The organism is Streptomyces sp. NPDC012637 (assembly GCF_042954805.1).
Lineage (GTDB): Bacteria > Actinomycetota > Actinomycetes > Streptomycetales > Streptomycetaceae > Streptomyces.
Genome location: NZ_JBIBDS010000011.1, coordinates 118,409 through 136,313 on the forward strand (window position 1 = coordinate 118,409; position 17,905 = coordinate 136,313).

The 17,905-nt window shown below is 71.8% G+C and carries 10 protein-coding genes; 4 read left to right on the top strand and 6 right to left on the bottom strand.

The annotated features are described in order from the left end of the window. Window positions 1–106: 106 nt before the first annotated feature. Window positions 107–3,931: a GH92 family glycosyl hydrolase gene (locus ACFY8W_RS35205; protein WP_391114516.1), complete on the top strand. Its 3,825-nt coding sequence runs from the start codon at window positions 107–109 to the stop codon at window positions 3,929–3,931. Window positions 3,932–4,010: 79 nt separating this feature from the next. On the opposite strand, the gene acnA is transcribed toward ACFY8W_RS35205, so the two are convergent. The 5 genes from acnA to ACFY8W_RS35230 form a co-directional block, all read right to left on the bottom strand. Beyond that, window positions 4,011–6,725, bottom strand: a complete 2,715-nt coding sequence (gene acnA, locus ACFY8W_RS35210) for an aconitate hydratase AcnA (RefSeq protein ID WP_391114519.1) — start codon at window positions 6,723–6,725, stop codon at window positions 4,011–4,013. A 229-nt stretch (window positions 6,726–6,954) separates the two neighbouring features. Further along, entirely contained in the window at window positions 6,955–10,881 is a 3,927-nt protein-coding gene (locus ACFY8W_RS35215) for a hypothetical protein (protein WP_391114521.1), read from the bottom strand. 86 nt (window positions 10,882–10,967) lie between these two features. Next, window positions 10,968–11,399 carry a hypothetical protein gene (locus tag ACFY8W_RS35220; RefSeq protein WP_391114524.1) on the bottom strand — a complete coding sequence of 144 codons (432 nt, stop codon included), beginning with the start codon at window positions 11,397–11,399 and terminating at the stop codon, window positions 10,968–10,970. A 16-nt stretch (window positions 11,400–11,415) separates the two neighbouring features. After that, entirely contained in the window at window positions 11,416–13,665 is a 2,250-nt protein-coding gene (locus tag ACFY8W_RS35225; protein ID WP_391114527.1) for a PQQ-binding-like beta-propeller repeat protein, read from the bottom strand. 13 nt (window positions 13,666–13,678) lie between these two features. Next, the gene (locus ACFY8W_RS35230; protein WP_391114530.1) at window positions 13,679–14,299 is read right to left on the bottom strand and encodes a TIR domain-containing protein; all 621 of its coding nucleotides are present in this window, start codon (window positions 14,297–14,299) and stop codon (window positions 13,679–13,681) included. Window positions 14,300–14,558: 259 nt separating this feature from the next. Between ACFY8W_RS35230 and ACFY8W_RS35235 the strand changes: the two genes are divergently transcribed. Beyond that, window positions 14,559–15,722, top strand: a complete 1,164-nt coding sequence (locus ACFY8W_RS35235; RefSeq protein WP_391114652.1) for a helix-turn-helix domain-containing protein — start codon at window positions 14,559–14,561, stop codon at window positions 15,720–15,722. 171 nt (window positions 15,723–15,893) lie between these two features. Here the strand turns inward: ACFY8W_RS35235 and ACFY8W_RS35240 are convergent, their stop codons facing one another. After that, window positions 15,894–16,763, bottom strand: a complete 870-nt coding sequence (locus ACFY8W_RS35240) for an alpha/beta fold hydrolase (protein ID WP_391114532.1) — start codon at window positions 16,761–16,763, stop codon at window positions 15,894–15,896. A gap of 66 nt (window positions 16,764–16,829) precedes the next feature. On the opposite strand from ACFY8W_RS35240, the gene ACFY8W_RS35245 reads away from it, so the two are divergent. Both ACFY8W_RS35245 and ACFY8W_RS35250 read left to right on the top strand, forming a co-directional pair. Then, window positions 16,830–17,447: a sigma-70 family RNA polymerase sigma factor gene (locus ACFY8W_RS35245; RefSeq protein ID WP_391114535.1), complete on the top strand. Its 618-nt coding sequence runs from the start codon at window positions 16,830–16,832 to the stop codon at window positions 17,445–17,447. Between the two features lie 89 nt (window positions 17,448–17,536). Next, entirely contained in the window at window positions 17,537–17,893 is a 357-nt protein-coding gene (locus ACFY8W_RS35250; RefSeq protein ID WP_391114537.1) for a VOC family protein, read from the top strand. Window positions 17,894–17,905 lie beyond the last annotated feature (12 nt).

Sequence of the window (17,905 nt, forward strand, 5' to 3'; positions counted from 1 at the left end):
CGGCGTCAACACCCTTGACAGCCCCTGGGACTTGCCTTCTCCTGGGTTCTTGCGCGATCGGTTTGACAACGTTGTCTAGAACCAGCGGCAGGAGCGACGACACGGCATGCACCCCCATCTCAGAGCGGTCTCCCTGGCGGCCTCGGCGGCGCTGATCCTGACCCTCACCCCCACGGTGGCTCAGGCGGTTCCGGGCGCATCGGAACAACCCGGCCGAACGGCACGGGAATTCACCACCTCCTTCGAAGCGGAGGAAACGCAGCCGACCTGGCGGAACACCGTCGAAGTCGGCCCCGACGGAAAGAAGCGGACATCCGGCGTCGACGGCGGATTCGTCACCGGAATACCGGGAAACGTCACCGACCAGGTGACGGCCCTGCGGGCCAGCGGCGAACACGCGGGCGCCGGCGAGGTCAAGGAGAACCTGGTCGACCTGCAGCCCGGCACCAAGTGGCTGGTGTTCGAGCCCACCGCGTGGATCGAGTTCGACCTGGACTCCCCAATCAAGCTCGCCACCTACGCGCTGACCTCGGCGAACGACGCCGCCGAACGCGACCCGCGCGACTGGACCCTGAAGGGCTCGGCCGACGGCAAGGAGTGGACGGTCCTCGACACCCGCTCCGGCGAGAGCTTCGCCAAGCGCTTCGAGACCAGGACGTACGACATCGCGGGCGGCGGCGCGACCGCCTACGCGCACTACCGCCTGGAGATCACCAAGAACGCGGGCGCGGGCCTCACCCAGCTAGCCGACGTTCAGTTCTCGAACGGGGACACCTCCCAGCCCGTCCCGGCGGACATGCGCAGCCAGGCCGACCGCGGCCCCAGCGGCTCCCCCACCGCCAAGGCCGGCGCCGGCTACACCGGCAAGCGGGCGCTGCGCTACGCCGGCACCCACAAGGGCGAGGGGCGCGCGTACTCGTACAACAAGGTCCTCGACGTCGACACCCGGATCGTCCGGAACACCGAGCTGTCGTACAGGATCTTCCCGTCGATGTCGGCCTCGGAGACGGACCTGAACTATCCGGCCACGAACGTGTCCGTGGATTTGGCCTTCACCGACGGCACCTATCTGAGTGACCTGGGCGCCACGGACGCGTACGGCGGTCTCCTCACCCCGCAGGGCCAGGGCGCCGCCAAGCGGCTCTACGTCAACCAGTGGAACCAGGTCTCCGCGCGGATCGGCGAGGTCGCGAACGGCAGGACCGTGGACCGGATCCTGGTGGCGTACGACTCGCCCAAGGGTCCGGGCAAGTTCCAGGGCTGGATCGACGACATCGCGATCGCGCCGAAGCAGCCGCAGGAGCCGTACGACCGGCTCTCCGACTACGCGTCGACGACCCGCGGCACCAACTCCTCCGGTTCCTTCTCGCGTGGCAACACCTTCCCGGCCACCGCCGTCCCGCACGGCTTCAACTTCTGGACGCCGGTGACCAACGCGGCGACCCAGAGCTGGATCTACGAGTACGCGCGCGGCAACAACGCCGACAACCTGCCCACCCTCCAGGCGCTGTCCGCCAGCCATCAGCCCAGTCCCTGGATGGGCGACCGGCAGACCTTCCAGGTGATGCCCTCGGCCGCGGCCGGCACCCCGCCCACCGACAGGGCGGCCCGTGCCCTGCCCTTCCGGCACGCGAACGAGACGGCGAAGCCGCACCACTACGGCGTCACCTTCGAGAACGGCCTGAAGGCCGAGATCGCCCCGGCCGACCACGCGGCCGTCATGCGCTTCACCTATCCCGGTGACGACGCGAGCGTGGTCCTCGACAACGTCACCGACCAGGGCGGGCTCACCCTCGACCCGGCGACGCGTTCCTTCACGGCCTACTCCGACGTGAGGAGCGGCCTGTCGACGGGCGCGGGCCGGATGTTCGTGTACGGCGTCGTCGACGCGCCGGTCACCTCGTCCGCCGCGCAGGGCGTGAAGGGGCACCTCCGCCTCGACGCGGGCGAGGACCGCACGGTCACCCTGCGGATCGCGACCTCGCTGATCTCCGTCGAGCAGGCGAAGGCGAACCTCGCCGACGAGATCCCGGAGGGCACCGACTTCGACGACGTCCGCGAGCGGGCCCAGCAGGCCTGGGACGAGGTGCTGGGCCGGGTCACCGTCGAGGGCGCGAGCCACGACCAGCTGGTCACCCTCTACTCCAGCCTCTACCGGCTGTACCTGTACCCCAACTCGGGCTTCGAGAAGGTGGGTTCGACCTACAAGTACGCGAGCCCCTTCTCCGCCCCGGCCGGGCCCGACACCCCGACCCGTACCGGCGCGAAGGTCGTCGAGGGCAGGCCGTACGTCAACAACGGCTTCTGGGACACCTACCGCACCACCTGGCCGGCCTACTCCTTCCTCACTCCGCGGAAGGCGGGCGAGCTGGTCGACGGCTTCGTCCAGCAGTACAAGGACGGCGGCTGGATCTCCCGCTGGTCCTCCCCCGGCTACGCGGACCTGATGACCGGCACCTCCTCGGACGTGGCCTTCGCGGACGCGTACGTGAAGGGCGTCGACTTCGACGCGGAGGCGGCGTACGAGGCGGCCCTGAAGAACGCCACCGTCGTGGCGCCCAGCCGCGGCGTCGGCCGCAAGGGCATGGAGACCTCCCCGTTCACCGGCTACGCGTCGACCGAGACCCACGAGGGCCTGTCCTGGTCCCTGGAGGGCTACCTCAACGACTACGGCATCGCGAAGATGGGTCAGGCGCTCTACGAGAAGACCGGCAAGAAGCGCTACCGGGACGAGTCGGCGTACTTCCTCGACCGTGCCCGGAACTACGTGTCGCTGTTCGACGCCGAGGCCGGCTTCTTCCAGGGCCGGGACGCGAAGGGTGCCTGGCGGGTGCCGTCGGAGTCGTACGACCCGCGCATCTGGGGCTACGACTACACGGAGACCAACGGCTGGGGCTACGCCTTCACCGCCCCGCAGGACTCCCGGGGCCTGGCCAATCTGTACGGCGGGCGCGCGGGCCTCGGGCAGAAGCTGGACGCGTACTTCTCCACGCCGGAGACGGCCTCGCCCGACGTCGCGGGCTCGTACGGCAGCGTCATCCACGAGATGACCGAGGCGCGTGACGTGCGGATGGGCATGTACGGCCACTCCAACCAGGTCGCCCACCACGTGCCGTACATGTACGACGCGGCCGGGCAGCCGTGGAAGACGGCGGCGAAGGTCCGCGAGGTCCTCTCCCGCCTCTACACCGGCAGCGAGATCGGCCAGGGTTACCACGGCGACGAGGACAACGGCGAGCAGTCGGCCTGGTTCCTGTTCTCCGCGCTCGGCTTCTACCCGCTGGTGATGGGCAGCGGCGAGTACGCGATCGGTTCGCCGCTGTTCACGAAGGCGACGGTACGGATGGACAACGGCCGCACGCTCGTCGTGGAGGCGCCGCGCAACAGCGCCCGCAACGTCTACGTGCAGGGCGTGAAGCTGAACGGCGTCGCCTGGAACTCGACCGCGCTGCCGCACGAGCTGCTCGCGAAGGGCGGCACGCTGAAGTTCGACATGGGCCCCCGGCCCTCGGCGTGGGGCACGGGCGGCAAGGCGGCCCCCGTCTCGATCACCACGGACGACAGGGTGCCTGCGCCGCGGGTGGACCTGGTCGAGGGAGCGGGCGCGGGGCCGCTGTTCGACGACACGTCGGCGACGGCGGGGCCGGTGGCCGGTCCGGTCGAGCTTCCCGTGGCCGGGCGGGTGAAGGCGGTCCAGTACACGCTGACCTCGTCGGCGGACCGTGCGAAGGCGCCGGCGGGCTGGGTGCTGCAGGGCTCGGCGGACGGGGCGACCTGGACGGACCTGGACCGGCGGGACGGCGAGTCCTTCGCGTGGGACCGGCAGACCCGGGTGTTCTCGGTGGCGAAGCCCGGCGCGTACGCGAAGTACCGCCTGGTGGCGGCCGGTCCGGCCCCGGCCGAGCTCGCGGAGGTGCAGCTGCTGGGCTGACGCCCGGCTGGTGCGCCCATGAGGAAGGGCCCTCTCCCCGGGCGGGGAGAGGGCCCTTGTCCTACCGGACCTTCGGCGGTCAGCCGCGGATCAGGTTGCGCAGCACGTACTGCATGATGCCGCCGTTGCGGTAGTAGTCCGCCTCGCCGGGGGTGTCGATGCGGACGACCGCGTCGAACTCGACACCGGTGTCGGTGGTGACCTTGACCGTGCTCGGGGTGGTGCCCTCGTTCAGCTCGGTGATGCCCGTGATGGAGAAGGTCTCCTCACCGGTCAGGCCGAGCGAGTCGGCCGTCTGGCCGGCCGGGAACTGGAGCGGGAGGACGCCCATGCCGATGAGGTTCGAGCGGTGGATGCGCTCGTACGACTCGGTGATGACGGCCTTGACGCCGAGGAGCGCGGTGCCCTTGGCGGCCCAGTCGCGGGACGAGCCGGAGCCGTACTCCTTGCCGCCCAGGATGACCAGCGGGGTGCCGGCGGCCTGGTAGTTCTGCGAGGCGTCGTAGATGAAGGAGACCGGGCCGCCCTCCTGCGTGAAGTCACGCGTGAAGCCGCCCTCGGTGCCCGGCGCGATCTGGTTGCGCAGGCGGATGTTGGCGAAGGTGCCGCGGATCATGACCTCGTGGTTGCCTCGGCGCGAGCCGTAGGAGTTGAAGTCACGACGCTCCACACCGTGCTCGGTGAGGTACTTGCCGGCCGGGGTGTCGGCCTTGATGGCACCGGCCGGGGAGATGTGGTCGGTGGTGACCGAGTCGCCGAGCTTCGCCAGCACGCGGGCGCCGGTGATGTCGGTGACCGGGGTGGTCTCCATCGTCATGCCCTCGAAGTACGGGGGCTTGCGGACGTAGGTGGACTCGGCGTCCCACTCGAAGGTGTTGCCGGTCGGGATCGAGAGCGCCTGCCACTGGGCGTCGCCCGCGAACACGTCCTGGTAGGACTTGGAGAACATGTCCTCGCCGATGGCGTTGGCGACGACGTCGTTGACCTCGGTCTCCGACGGCCAGATGTCGGCCAGGTAGACCGGCTTGCCGTCCTGGTCGACGCCGAGGGCGTCCTTGGTGATGTCCACCTTCATGGAGCCCGCGATGGCGTACGCGACGACCAGCGGCGGGGAGGCCAGGTAGTTCATCTTGACGTCGGGGTTGATGCGGCCCTCGAAGTTCCGGTTGCCGGAGAGGACCGAGGTGACCGCGAGGTCGTGCTCGTTGACGGCCTTGGAGACCTCCTCCGGCAGCGGGCCGGAGTTGCCGATGCAGGTGGTGCAGCCGTAGCCGACGAGGTTGAAGCCGACCTTGTCGAGGTAGGGAGTCAGGCCCGCCTTGTCGAAGTAGTCGGTGACGACCTTCGAGCCCGGGGCGAGGGTGGTCTTGACCCACGGCTTGCGGGTCAGGCCCTTCTCCACGGCCTTCTTCGCGACGAGCGCGGCGGCGACCATGACGTACGGGTTCGAGGTGTTGGTGCAGGAGGTGATCGCGGCGACGGTGACGGCGCCGTGGTCGATCGTGTAGGTCGTGCCGTCGGGGGCGGTCACCTCGACCGGGTTCGACGGGACGCCGTTGCTGACGGCCGGGGCGTCGGAGGCCGGGAAGGACTCCTCGCCCGCCTCGTCGGCGGTGGCGACGTAGTTGCGGACGTCCTGGGCGAACTGCGCGGCGGCGTTCGCGAGGACGATGCGGTCCTGCGGGCGCTTCGGGCCGGCGATCGACGGGACCACGGTGGAGAGGTCGAGCTCCAGCTTCTCGGAGAAGTCGGGCTCGGCGGCCGGGTCGAGCCAGAGGCCCTGCTCCTTGGCGTACGCCTCGACCAGCGCGACCTGCTGCTCGGAGCGGCCGGTGAGCTTGAGGTAGTTCAGGGTCTCGTCGTCGATCGGGAAGATCGCGGCGGTGGAGCCGAACTCCGGCGACATGTTGCCGATGGTGGCGCGGTTGGCGAGGGAGGTGGCGGCGACGCCCTCGCCGTAGAACTCGACGAACTTGCCGACGACGCCGTGCTTGCGCAGCATCTCGGTGATCGTGAGGACCAGGTCGGTGGCGGTGGTGCCGGTCGGCAGCTCGCCGGTCAGCTTGAAGCCGACGACGCGCGGGATCAGCATGGAGACCGGCTGGCCGAGCATGGCGGCCTCGGCCTCGATGCCGCCGACGCCCCAGCCCAGCACGCCGAGGCCGTTGACCATGGTGGTGTGCGAGTCGGTGCCGACGAGGGTGTCGGGGTACGCCTGGCCGTTGCGGACCATGACCGTACGGGCCAGGTGCTCGATGTTCACCTGGTGGACGATGCCGGTGCCCGGGGGGACGACCTTGAAGTCGTCGAAGGCGGTCTGGCCCCAGCGCAGGAACTGGTAGCGCTCCTTGTTGCGGCCGTACTCGAGCTCGACGTTCTGCGCGAAGGCGTCGTTCGTGCCGAACTTGTCGGCGATGACGGAGTGGTCGATGACCATCTCGGCCGGGGAGAGCGGGTTGATCTTCGCCGGGTCGCCGCCGAGCGCCGCGACGGCCTCGCGCATGGTGGCGAGGTCGACGACACAGGGGACACCGGTGAAGTCCTGCATGATCACGCGCGCCGGCGTGAACTGGATCTCCTGGCTCGGCTGGGCCTGCGAGTCCCAGCTGCCGAGGGCCCGGATGTGGTCGGCGGTGATGTTCGCGCCGTCCTCGGTGCGGAGCAGGTTCTCGAGGAGAACCTTCAGGCTGTAGGGGAGCCGGGCCGAGCCCTCCACCTTGTCCAGGCGGAAGATCTCGTAGGACTCGTCACCCACGCGCAGCGTTGCGCGGGCGTCGAAGCTGTTCGCCGACACGACAGTCTCCTTCATATATGTGCGCGTTCCACCGCATCCTGCCGCCACGTACTCGTCGTCGATCCGCTAAGGTAAGGCTAAGTTAGGTAACCCTTACCAGGGTGGCGGCAGCGGTGCGCCTCGGCAGATATCTCGATGTCGAGATAACTCTAGTACATCACCGGCGGTCGGTCATGCCCGGCAGGGCCCGAACCCCGCACCTCGGCGTATGGACCGACCCGACGTCGTCCTACCGGGCGGTCGCACAGGGTGGGTCGTACGGCAGCTGGGGGACGTAGCGGCTCCATTGCTGTCGGGTCAGGGCGCCGGAGCTCCCGGCGCAGACACGGCTGATGGCGGACTCGACGTCGAGGTCCCACAGCGTGGCCACGCCGTCGTCGGTGGTGGCGGCCAGCGTGTGGCCGTCCGGGCTGAACGCGAGAACGGCGACGAACCCGGTCTCCACGGTCAGCGGTCGGCCGATCGGGGCGGGACGGTCGGGATCGGACACGTTCCACAGGTTGATGGTGCCGTCGTCGGTGTGGCCGGCCGCCGCGAGGGTGCGCCCGTCGGGGCTGAAGGCCACCGACCACAGGCTGCCGCCGGGCACCGTCAGCGGTGTGCCCCTGCGCGTGAGGTGGTGGGGGTCGGTGGCGTCCCACAGGGTGACCGTGCCGCGGCTGTTCCCGGTGGCGAGCGTGCGGCCGTCCGGGCTGAACGCCACCCAGGTGCTGGTGCCGGTCGGCTGCCGGACCGGCTGCCCGATCCGGACCCCGGGGTCCGTCGTACTCCACAGGCCGACCTCGCCGTTGCTGGCGTCGCCCCCGGCCGCCAGCATCGTGCCGTCGCGGCTGAACGCCAGGGACTGGACGGACCTCGTGCGATTGGTGGAGATACGGGACCGGGTGACGGGGTGCGCGGGATCGCTGACGTCCCACAGGGCGATGCTGCCGGACTCGTCGTCGCCGGCCGCGGCCAGGGTGCGGCCGTCCGGACTGAACGCCAGGGAGAAGATGAGACCGTCCGCCCCGGTGAGGGTCTCCCGGAGGCGGACGGGACGGCTGGGATCGGCGACGTTCCACAGCGTGACCGTGCCGCCGCTGTCGCCCGCCGCCAGGGTGCGCCCGTCGGGGCTGAACGCCACGGCGTTGACCGGCTCCTTGGGACCGGTGAGCGGATCACCGAGAGGAGCGGGGAAGTGCGGGTCGGCGGTGTTCCACAGGGAGACGGTCTCGTTCTGGTTCCCGGCGGCCAGGGTGCGCCCGTCCGGGCTGAACGCCACGGACGCCACATTGCCGCCGGCGCCGGTGATCCGGGTCGGCGGCAGATGCCACAGATCGACGTTGCCGTCGCCGTTCCCGGCGGCGAGGGTGCGGCTGTCCGGGCTGAACACCACGTCGGTCACCGCGTCGCCGGGACCGGTGAGCGGCCGGCCCAGCGGGACGATCGCCCTGGGGTGGCTGACGTTCCACAGGTGGACGGTGTGGTCCGCGCTGCCGGCGGCCAGGGTGTGGCCGTCCGGGCTGAACGCCACCGACATGACGGGCTGAGCGGGGCCCGTCAGCGGCTTGCCCAGGGGGGCGGGGCGGCCGGGACCCGCGACCGTCCACAGGTGGACCTTGCTGTCGCCGGCTCCGGCGGCGAGCGTGCGGCTGTCGGGAGCGAACGCCAGGAAGTTGACGTCACGCCCGGCCGTGAGGGACCGCGCGCGACCGGGACGGGCCGGGTCGGTGGTGTCCCACAGGCGGATGGTGCCGGCGTCGTCGTCACATGCGGCGGCCAGAGTACGGCCGTCGGGGCTGAACGCGATGCGGTGGGAGAAGACGTCGGGGCAGCCGAGGTTCAGGGGCGCCTGCAACGGGGCGACGTCGTGGGGGCGGGTGACGTTCCACATGCTGACGAGTCCCGCGCGCCGTCCGGCGGCCAGGATGCGGCCGTCAGGACTGAAGGCCAGCGATTCGACGGCGTACGCGGCGTCCCAGTCGCTGACGCCGGGGCTCTTCAGCCGGCCGAGCAGGACCGGGTGGCTGGGACTGGTCAGGCTCCACAGGTCGACGAATCCGCCGGAACCCGAGTCACCCTTGTCGCTGGTGCGGCCGCCCACGGCCAGCACCCGGCCGTCCGGGCTGAACGCGAGCGACCGGATCGAATGCACGGAACGGTCCACGGGCACGGGTCCGCCCAGCGCCACCGGACGGCCGGGATCGGAGACGTCCCACAGCCGGACGAGGTTGCCGTCGTGGTTCCCCGCCGCCAGCATGTGCCCGTCGGGACTGTAGGCCACGGTGCCCACCCAGCCGGGCGGGCCTCCCGAAGGGCCGGGAAGCCGGGTGGCCAGCGGCGTGTTCTCGGTCGCGACGAGCCGGGACGCCGCCTCCTCGGACGGATCCATGCGGTAGGCGGTCAGCGCGAGTTGAGCGGACAGGGAGGGATCGGTCGACGCCAGTTGCACGGACGCGGAGGTCACGGCGGCCGTGACGGCCTGGTCACGGGCCCGCAGGGCCCGGTCGGCGGCTTTCCGCGCCTCGGCCTCCTGCCGCAGGGCGAACGCCGCGGCCAGCGAGGCGACCACGGCGAGGGCGGTGATGGTGGCGACGGCGGCGCGCCGGAGCCGTTGCCCGCGCCGCTGGTGGCGGCGGGAGGCTTCCAGAAAGGCCCGGGCGGCGGCGCTGAGTTCCGGCCCGTGCGTCGCGGCCCAGTCGAGTGCCGCCTCCAGACGGTTGCCGCGGTACAGCGCGGCCGGCTCCCGGTCGGCCTGCTCCCAGAGCCTGGCCGCCTCCTCCAGGTCCTGTCGTACGAGATTGCCGCCGCGGTCGTGCTCGATCCAGCCCCGCAGCCGGGGCCACGCCCGGATGAGCACCTCGTGCGTCATCACCACCGCGTCCTGTTCCCGGGTCAGCAGCCGGCCGTGGGTGAAGTCGTCCAGGACCGTGCGGGCCGCTTCCCGGTCCGGCGCGTGACGCAGCAGCTCGTCGTACCGGACGCGCCGGCGGCTGTCGTCGGCGTCGCGCCCCACGATGACGAGCCGCAGGAACACCCACCGGGCGGCCTCGCGGCAGGGTGACGGCAGCGTCTCGTAGAGCCTGTCGGCGGTGGTGGCGACGGCGCCCTGGATGCCGCCGGTGACCCGGTACCCGTCGACGGTGAGGGTGTGGCCGTGGCGCTGCTGCCAGGTGGCCCGCAGCGCGTGGGCGAGCAGCGGCAGCCGGCCCGTGGTGCTCGTCCCGACCGGTCCCCCGACCGCGCCCAGGTCCGCCAGCAGCACCTCCACCAGGCCGTCCTCGACGTCGAGCCCCACGCTGGCGGCCGGGCGGCGGATCGCGTCCTTGAGTTCGTCCTCCGTCATCGGCTCCAGCAGGACCGGTCCGGCCCGGAGCGCCGCTCTGAGCTGCGGATGGGCCGTGCACGCGGCGTAGAAGTCCGCGCGCACCCCCAGCACCACGACCGCACCGCCCTCGGGCCGGGCCAGCCGGTCCAGCACGTCGACGAACCACTGCCGTTCGGTCTCGTCACCACAGGCCGTGAAGAGCTCCTCGAACTGGTCGACCACGACCACCAGTCCCCCGGCGGGCGGCTCCCCCGTGGGTGTCGGATCGGCGGATCCGGTGATCGGGCGCAGCTCGTCGAGGCACTGTGCGGGATCGGCGGATCCGGTGATCCCGCGCAGCTCGTCGAGGCACCGTGCGGGATCGGCGGACCCCACGATCGCGCGCAACTCCTCGAGGCACCGTGCGGGATCGGCCCGCCACCGCGGTGCGGTGTTCCGGGCGGTGTCGGCGTCCAGCCCGGCGGCCGACGCCAGCGCCAGGGCCGGGGAGGCCGTGGGGGTCAGCAGCAGCCGCGGCCAGGTGCTCGAACCCGCCACCGGAAGCCGGCCCTCGTCCAGGGCCGGCAGCACACCGGCCGCGAGCAGGGACGACTTCCCGGCCCCGGAGGGGCCGATCAGCACCAGCGGGCCACCCTCGCGCATCCGGGCGTCCATCCGTTCGCACACGAGGTGAACCATGCGCTCACGGCCGTGGAACCACTGCTTGTACCCCTCGTCGAACGGAGCCAGTCCCGGGTACGGGCACGGCACCCGGTCGGCGCCGGGGCCCGGCACGGTGATGCGCCCCTCAGGGCCGAAGCGAATGTGCGTGTCGCGGCCGCTGAGGACGGCGTGGCCCCCTCCCGACACGGTCGCCTCCAGCCGAAGCGGCTGCCAGGGGGGCTGACCGTCGGGGGGCGGCCCTTCGGCGGGCGCCGCACCGGTGTCGCGTTCCGTCACTCCTGCCCGCCCCTGGTGACGGTCATGTCGCGCCCGGCCAGGAACGCGTCGCCGCCGGTCACGTGTGCCTCCAGCGTCATCGAGCCCGTGATCTGCTGGTCCCGGGTTCCGGCCGCGCGCGGCTCCTCGCCGAACAGCGCGCGCAGCTCGTCGACGGCGTCCGGGCGGGTGGCCAGCAGTCGGACGATGCGGGCCTGCCACTCGGCGACCAGCAGTCCCTGGAGCTCCCGGCCGTCGCCCGTCTGCCGGGCCTGGAGCAACTCGCCTCGCGCGTCGTCGAGTTCCTCCTCGACGCGCTCGGGATGCGCGGACCGCCACAGCGACAGGACCGAGGCCTTGACGGCGGCCCAGCCGTCCGTCGCCAGCAGATCGATCAGGCGCGCCGCGGCCACCGATGCCAGGCCGGCGAGTTCCACGCTCGTCTCCATCTCTTCTCCTTGTCGCTTACCGTGCGTGGGCCGCGATCGCGGTCATGGTGAGGTGGGAGGCGACGAAGACGCGGTCGCCGCCCACCGTCCACCGGAAACCCGCGTCCGGCTGCCCGGGGTCGCGGTACCTCCACCGGGCCCTGCCGGTGGCCGCGTCGATGGCCCACAGTGTCTTGGCGCTGTCCGTGGCGAAGACGGTGTCGGCCGAGCACTGCGCGCTCCTGCCGCCCATCCTCAGTGAGGCGTGGAACAGGTTGGACATGCCCGTGTCGCCGGCCCCCTCGAGCCTCGCGACCCACCGGAGGGTGCCGTCCGCCGTGTCCAGGGCGACCAGATCGCTGCCGACCCCCACGTACACGGTCGCACCGTCCAGGCTGGGGAACGGGGCGCCGATCCGGACCCGGTCCCCGCTCTTCGACTGGAAGAGCCGATGCCACTTCTCGCTGCCCGTGGCCGGATCGACGGCGAACAGCGTGTCGCCGGCGCCGCCGGCGAACAGGAACGTCCCGGCGGCGTGGCACGTCAGCGGCCAGCCGGGGTTGAAGTAGAACCCGTCGTCCTGAACGGACGCCTTCCAGCCGCGGGCACCCTTCCGGCCGGCGTCGACCATCTGGACACGGCCGGATTTCCCGCCCGGGATGGCCGAGGTGGCGAGCAGGTGAGAACCGGTGGGCGGTACGAGCACGTTGTTGATGTCCGTGCCCGTCACCCGCCAGAGCCCCTTGCCGGTGGCGGCGTCGAACGCGCGGATGTAGCCGATCGTCGGATCCTTGGCCGAGAACTTCCCGTCCAGCACGAGCAGAGTCCCGCACACGTAGACCGTGCTCCCCGCGGCCGCCACGTAGTCGCTCATGTACATCGCCGTGTGCTTGCCGCCGCCGGGACCCGTGTCGGCCATCTCGGTCGCCCACTTCAGCTTGCCGCTGACCGCGTCGAACGCCGCCAGTAGATTCGTCGCCTTCGGCGTGTCACAGAGCAGGTAGAACACTCCGTCCGCGTACGCCGTCGGGTGTCGGAGGCTGGTCACGCCGGAGTCGTTCTTCGTGTCGAACCCGGAGAACGCGGTCTTCCCGGTCGTCGCGTCCAGGAAGGACGTCCCGTCTTTCGTGACCACCATGACCACCTTGTCGGTGGCTTCCAGGCAGGTGGGGGCGTGCTTGCCGGTGCGCGACCAGGCCGGGACGGCGTCAGCTCCGGTCAGGACGATCGGTTCCGGTTCGTCCGTCGAGGACGGCGACGCGGAAGGGGCCGAGGAGGACGGTGCGCCGGAGGGAGTAGCCGGCCGCACGCCGGCCCCGGGCCCGCCGGTCCGGCCGCCGGCTGCCGGCGGCGAGTCGCTGGAGAAGGCCACCGCAGCCGCGGATCCGCCGAGCACGGCCGCGCCTCCCGCCAGTCCGATGAGCAGCTTCCGACGGCTGACACCTCTGTCGGCGGCGATCACCGGCGGCGGAAGCAGCAGGTCGGGGGCGCTGTCCTGGGTGCCTTGGGCTCCGCTCTGGGCGGGTGCCGATCCTGCCGCCGCAGCGGCGGCTGCCATGTCGGCGGTCACCGCCGGCGGCAGCCAGCTTCCCTCCAGGGACGGCAGGTTCTGACGTCTCAGGTAGTCGACGAGTTGCTGCGCGGTGGGACGGTCGGGCGGTTCCGGGTACAGGCAGCCGCCGATCACCTCGCGCAGCGACACGGGCAGGGCACCCAGGTCCGGCTCGCCTCCGGAAGCAGCGAACAGCACGGTCGACCCGAGGTCGACCATGTCGTCCGTCGGCGCGGGCGCCGGACTGCCGGTGGCTCCCGCGATTCCCAGGGCGCTGACGCGGGGCCCGTCCATGGTGAGCAGCACCGAGTCCGGGCTCACCTCGCCGTGGACCGTTCCGGCGGCGTGGAGCACGGCGAGCGCCCGGCCGAGGCCGTCGGCGAGGACCCGCAGAGCCGGTTCGGACAGCGGTCCGTGCCGGTCCACCGCATGCCGTAGGGGCAGTCCCGCGGTGAACTCGGTCGCCAGCCACGGAAGCGGCGCGTCGGTGTCGGCATCCACCACCGGCGCGAGGAATGCGGCACCGGACAGCGTCCTTGCCGCCTCCACGGCGGCGCGGAACCGGTCCCGGAAGCCCGGCTCCGCGGCGAGTTCGCTTCGTACGACCGTGACGGTGACGAGTCGCCCTGCGTCCGTACGCGCCGTGAAGACGTCGTTCCCGCCGACCGTTCCCTGCCGTCCGAGCAGCGTGTGCGACCCGATCCGGCGAGCGTCGTCCGCTCCGGGATGCTTCATCCTCGTCCGCCCCTCACGCCAGCCTGATCGTCTGGTCACGGGCCGCCATGTACGAGCTGCCACCGCCGGTCACATGGGCCGTCATGGTCACCGACGGCGCCGGGCCGGCGGCCGGCTCGGCGCCGGGAGACTGCTCCGTACCCGGCCCGGATCCGCCGACGGGCCCGGCATCGGACAGCAGGGCAGCCACCGCGTCGCCCAGGTGCGCCAGCCCGTCCGGCAGATGGGTCTCGGGAACGCGGAGGAACTGCAGGCGCCCCAGCGCCGCGATCTCGGCCGGCAGCGTCGAGGCGTCGGGCAGCATCGTCGCGTCACCCAGCAGGACCGGGACGACGCGGTTTCCCGCCCGAAGAGCCGTGGCGATCTCCAGGCGGACCCAGTCGTGGTCCCGGTCCAGCAGCCGGGAACCGTCCTCGCCGCGTGCGTCGAGCCACCCCGGGCCGATCAGGACGCACATGAGCTCGCACTCGGCGGCCTGCCGCCGCAGGATCTCGGCGAAATCGGCCCCGGGCGGGATCGACCGGCCCGACTTGAAGATCTCGTCGGCACCCAGGCGGTCGGACAGCTCGCGGTAGACGCGGTCTCGCATCCAACGGGAGTCCGGTTTGCGGAAGCTGAGGAAGACGCGCGGCACAAGTGCCCCCTCTCTGGCGGGACTTGACGTCAGGGATGGTGCTCACCATAGGGGCGGAGCAGTCGCGCGGCTGCTATTCAGCGAGGATTGAATAGCAGCCGCAAGGCTCCGTACGCTGGCTGGTATGGACTCGGCGGACAGCGCGGGAGGAACGGTTCCGGCACGAGTGGATCCGGCACAGGCGGATGCGACACGGGCGGATCCGGCACCGGCGGATCCGACACGGGCGGATCCACCGCGGAGATCATCCGGTACCCGTCTGCCGCCAGGCGACTTCGGCGTCGTCCTGGCCACGCTGCGGGCACGTCGGGGGTGGAGCGTGCGCGAGCTCGCCCGGCGTGCGAACGTGTCCGACGGGCAGATCTGCAATCTGGAGAGCGGACTGCGCAACCCGACGCCGGCTGTGGCGGCGGCCTGCGACGCGGCGTTCGGCGCCGGCGGGGAACTCGCCGAGCTGGCGGCGCCTCGGCGCAGGGGCGGCCCGGCCGAGGAGGTCGTCGAGGCCGGCCCCGTGGTCGCCGGATACGAGCGGGTCCTGCGCGAGCTGAAGGACATCGGCAGATCCAACGGACCGAGGTTCGTCGCCGCTTCACTGAAGTCGATCATCCGGATCCTGACGGACGCCGGTCCGCTTGCCGCCGGCGAGGAGCGTGCCGAGATCTGGCGGCTGGCCTCGACGTTCGCCGAGTACGCGGGCTGGATGGCGCAAGAGGCGGGAAATCCCGCCGAAGCCTTGCGCTGGACGAACACCGCTGTCCGCTGGGGTGCGCGCGGCGGAGACGAGACGGTGGCCGCGTACGCCCTGGTGCGCAAGGCGTTCATCGCCCAGCACCGCGGTGACAGCGATGCGGCGATCGGACTCGCCGACCAGGCGGACGCGCACCCGGCGGCCGACCCGGTGATCCGCGCGCAGGCCGCGCGGCGCGCGGCGCAGGCGCACGCGCGGCGCGGTGACGCGGAGGCCTGCCGGGAGGCACTGACGCGGTTCGGAAGCCACACCGCCGAGGCCGTCGGCGGCCGGACCCCTCACTGGGGTCCACGGGTCGAGAACGGCAACCCTCGGCTCATCGAAGCGTCCTGCATGCTCAGCCTGTGTCGCTTCGAGCTCGCCGCCGACCTTTTCGCCGCCGAGCTGGGCGCCGCCGGCCTTTCCGCCGGCGGACGCGGCCTCCTGCCGGCCGTTCCGGCGGACAGCAACTCCCAGGCCCGCTTCGCGGTCCGGCAGGCGACAGCGCTCGCCGGTGCCGGCCGCCTCGACGAGGCCTGCCAGATCATCGAGGCCACGCTGCCCGTGATCAGGCGCATCGACTCGGCCACCGTACGCGCGGAGCTGGGCGGTTTCGTGGCACAGGCGCGGACCCGAGGAGCCGGCCCGGGCCGGCTCGCCCTCATCGACGCGTCGGCCGCCTTCGCGTTCGGCTGAGCCGAGCCCGCGTTCGGCGCCACGGAGAAACGCCGTGGAGAAAGGCCGTGGAGAAAGGGCGGGGAGAAAAGGCGTCGAAAGGCGTCGAGAAACGTCACCAGGGAACGCCGCCGGGAAGCATCGCCGGGGAAGGTCACCGAGAAACGCCGTCAAGGAACGCCGTCGGGACCCTCACCGAGAAGCGCCGTCCAGGAACGCCGTCATCGACTCGGCGAAGGCGGCCGGGTCGTCCAGCCAGGGGTAGTGGCCCGCCCCGGGCTGTACGCGGAGTACGGCGTGGGACACGAGATTCGCGAGTTCCGCCACGACGCCCGGCGGACTGTTGAGGTCGAACTCCCCCGCGAGCAGCAGGACGGGGGCGGGCAGGGTGGCGAGCGCGGCACGGGTGGCGCGGATCCGGTCAGGCGCGAAGGCGCCGTCGGCGCCGAAGCCGGCGACGGCCTCGGGGTTGTCCGGGCGGCTCGCGGCCTCGTGGCGTCGGGCCGCCTCGTCCCAGCGGCCGTACCGGAAGGGTGCGATCGCCGCCCAGTCATCGCCCGTGCCGTCGTTGATCGCCTCCAGGGCGGCGAAGGCCGCCGGGAACCAGGGCTCGTGCGCGCGGCGGCGCGCGAGGCCGAGCCGGTCCTCGGCGGCGATGTCGATGCCCACGGCACGCAGACCCGGGGTGACGAGGACCAGGCGGGTCACGCGGTGCGGGTACCGGGCCGCGTACTGGACGGCGACGTTCGCTCCCGCGGAGTGGCCGAGCAGGTCGACGCGCTCGAGACCGAGGTGGGCGCGCAGGGCCTCGATGTCGTCGACGAGCCGGTCGCAGCGGTAGCCGGCGGGGTCGGCGGGCCTGGCGGACCGGCCGGTGCCGCGCAGGTCGGGGAGGACCAGGGTGCGGTGGGCGTCCAGACCGCCCAGGTCGCCGAGGTACGCGGAGTCGGCAGGGCCGCCGGGGACGCAGAGGAGCGGGTCGCCGGAGCCGGTGAGGCGATGGGCGAGGCGGGTGCCGTCGGGGGCGGTGAGGGTGCCGTGGACGGCCGGAGGAGTGCTCATAACCATGTTGTACAACCTGGTTATGAGTCGTGTCGAGCCCTGAGGGCGACCGGGTATAACTGAGTTGTGAGAACCGAGGAGAGCCCGACGACCGGGAGCACGACCGAGACCGCCGAGACCATGACCGAGGAACAGGTCGGGCGGATGTTCGCGGGAATGAACGAGATCATTCACGCCGGCGAGGAGATGCGGCGCCTGCGCGCCGAGATGATCCAGCTGTTCGCCGGCGCCGGATGGACCCAGGACCGGCTCGCCCGGCTCGCCGGGATGAGCCAGCCCGCGGTCTCCAAGCAGGTGGCCAGGGCGGCCGGGGCGGACGAACCGGCGGACGTGTCGCTCGAGCAGCTCGACACGCCGTGGCTGGAAGGGCGACTGTGGGGCCTGGCCGAGGAGCTCTCGGCGGCGCTCGACGACACCGCCCACTGCTCGCGCCTGGTGCACGCGCTGGCCCGGGGCCGGAAGCGCTTCACACCGCAGAACGTGGACGCGCTGCGCCGCCTGGTCGAGGAGGACCTGCGGGAGTACGGGGCGGAAGCGCCGTTCAGGGCGTACCGGAAAACGTACGACCGGATCGCGCGCGGTCTCGACGTCCTGGCGACGGGCGAGGGCACCGAGGCGGGCCGGGCGTCCAGGCGCCGCGCGCTGGCCTGCCAGATCCAGCGGGTGCGCCTGCACGAGGGGTGAGTGCAGGGAAAGCGACCCGGTCACCGTTCCGGCCCCCGTACGGGCGCGGCGCGATTGCCGCAAAGCGGATGGGAGCGGACGATTGAGGCATGTTCAGCGGCGCGCATGTGATCCTCTACACCCGTGACGCGGAGGCGGACCGCGCCTTCCTCCAGGACGTCTTCCGCTTCGAGCACGTGGACGCGGGGCGGGGCTGGCTCATCTTCAAGCTGCCACCGGCCGAGATCGCGGTGCATCCCACCGAGGAGGAGCCGAAGCAGGAGGTCTACCTGATGTGCGAGGACATCGCGGAGACCCTGAAGATCCTGGAGGACCGCGGAGCGGAGGTCTCACGGCCCGTCAGCGACCAGGGCTGGGGCCTGCTCGGGGCGGTACGGCTGCCGAGCGGGACCGAACTGCCGCTCTACCAGCCGCGTCACCCCGTCGCCCACAGCCTGTCACCCTGATGGCCTACCCCA